Genomic DNA, 2,563 nt, shown 5'->3' on the forward strand with positions numbered 1-2,563 from the left:
TTAGCCACGAAGGCTCTAAGACACGAAGAATCACAAAGTATGAAACAATTCATTATGGAATTATTATACTATTGATTTTCTTTATGTTATCACAACTCGACATTTAATAAGTTTCCGAATGTCAATTTTTTATATTCAAATGCGAAACTTTAGTTGAAATAAAATTTTTAAGTTCTGGGATTTTGTGATTGATATTACTTTCTGAAGTAAATTTACAGATATAATTTTATAAAAACATCACAATTTAATAACACACAAATAGCTTAATTATAATATTTTTGCATTTTAAAAAAGAATGCGATTGATGAATAAATAATTATTTAATGGATATTAATCAAAGTTTAAAAAACGCCACAGTAGAAGCATTTAAAGAAATTTTTGATGCAGAGATTAAAGAAAATGTAATTCAAATAGAAGAAACAAATCCCGATTTTGCAGGGGATTTAACAATTGTAATTTTCCCTTTGTTGCGTTATAGCAGAAGGTCTCCGGAAGAAACAGCTAATAAAGTTGGAGATTTTATAAAAGAAAAATTAACAGAAGTAGAAAGTTTTGATGTGGTTAAAGGTTTTTTGAACTTGATAATTGCTGATGTTTATTGGATAAAGTTTTTGAAAAATTTTGATAAAAATTCTATTATAAACAAAACAACTGAACCCAAAAAGATATTGGTTGAATATTCTTCACCAAATACTAATAAACCTTTACATCTCGGTCATATAAGGAATAATTTGATAGGACAATCCATTTCTAAAATTATGGATGTAAGCGGACATAAGGTAATTCAGGCAAATTTGATAAATGACCGTGGAATACATATTTGTAAATCAATGTACGCATGGATGAAATACGGTAAAAATGAAACCCCGGAATCCACTAATACTAAAGGCGATCATTTGATTGGCAAATATTATGTTTTGTTTGAAACAAAATATAAAGAAGAAGTTGAGAAATTAAAAGAAAAGGGTTTTTTAAAAGATGAAGCAGAGCAACAAGCGGAATCTATAAAAGGAGCAAAAAAACTTTTGCAAGAATGGGAGAGGGGTGATGATAAAGTAATAAAAGTATGGAAAAAACTTAATAATTGGACATGTGAAGGCTTTGAAAAGACTTATAAACGAATGGGAATAAGTTTTGACAAAATATATCTGGAGTCTGATACTTACCTTAAAGGTAAGGAAATAGTGATTGAAGGATTGGATAAAAAATTGTTTTTCAGGAAGAAAGATGCTTCGGTTTGGTGTGATTTAAAAGATAAAGGATTGGATGAGAAATTATTGCTAAGGAGTGATGGAACTTCAGTTTACATAACTCAGGATATTGGAACAGCACAAATAAAATATGATGATTATAAAGCTGATAAGTCTGTTTATATTGTTGGAAATGAACAAATATATCATTTTGATGTTTTAAAACTTATTCTTCAAAAGTTGGATATGCCTTATGCTGATACAATTTTTCATTTGCCTTATGGAATGGTTGATTTGCCTGAAGGAAAAATGAAATCACGAGAGGGAAAAGTTGTTGACGCTGATGACCTGATGGATGAAATGACAGAAACTGCCAAAAATTACATTATTGACTCAGGAAAAGTTGATGACCTTGCTGTTGACGAAATAAAAAAATTATCTGAATTAATTGGTTTGGGTGCTTTAAAGTTTTTTATTTTAAAAACGGATATTAAGAAAAACATTACTTTTAATCCAAAAGAGTCTATAGATTTCCAAGGTCATACAGGACCATTTGTTCAGTATTCATACGCAAGAATAAAATCAATATTACGTAAAGCTAAGATATCGGATAGTGAAAAACCTGACTTTAATGAAAATGTCAGTTTGCAAGAAATAGAAAAATCACTTTTGAGAAAAGTTCATAATTTAAACAAAAGTATTTCTGATGCGGAGAAAGAATTTGATCCTTCAGTAATTGCTAATTATGTTTTTCAACTGGCAAAAATGTATAATAAATTTTATCATGAAATTCACATCTTAAAAGAAAAGGATGAAGAACTTAAAAATTTCAGAATTCAGTTGTCAATAGCTGTATCTGAGGTTATAAAAAAGATGATGAGCTTACTTGGGATTGATGTTCCCGAGAAGATGTAGAAATTTGGACATAGAGACGAAGATATTGAGAAACTAAGAGAAGTATTTAGTACCTCTAAGAAAAACGTATATTTTTGACTGTTAGAATATTATGTGTATTTTGTCGCTTGAATCTAATGTCATAAAGTAGTCATTTGATTGTCATTAAATTGTCATTAAGTTACAAAGCCTAATGACAGCTTGGTTAAATGACTATTAATGACAATTGAATGACTTTTACATTCACATCCATTTTAAATTCAAAGCCCAAGTATAATGAGTAATACAAATTTTTCTTAGAGACACTATTTAATAAAATAATCATGCATTTTGTAAGCTGAATTATTACATTTTTTTTTATTTTTTGAAATAATTTAAGAATTAGCCGAATGAAGTATAAAATTTTATATATTTTTGCATTAAATTCAATTGCAAAAAGAAATTTTGTATTTTGATAAAAAAGTTAATTGAGAATCTTT

At 27.9% G+C, this 2,563-nt stretch carries 1 protein-coding gene; it reads left to right on the top strand.

Annotated features, from left to right (window positions below; genetic code table 11):
* Positions 1 to 323 precede the first annotated feature (323 nt).
* Positions 324 to 2,105, top strand: a complete 1,782-nt coding sequence (argS, locus tag U9R42_09245) for an arginine--tRNA ligase (protein ID MEA3496205.1) — start codon at positions 324 to 326, stop codon at positions 2,103 to 2,105.
* The last annotated feature ends 458 nt before the right edge of the window (positions 2,106 to 2,563 follow it).

This window comes from Bacteroidota bacterium, assembly GCA_034723125.1.
Taxonomy (GTDB): domain Bacteria; phylum Bacteroidota; class Bacteroidia; order CAILMK01; family JAAYUY01; genus JAYEOP01.

What these genes read in the sequence shown, in the direction of transcription:
- argS (MEA3496205.1), top strand. Translation starts at nt 324, where the DNA reads ATGGATATTAATCAAAGTTTAAAAAACGCCACAGTAGAAGCATTTAAA.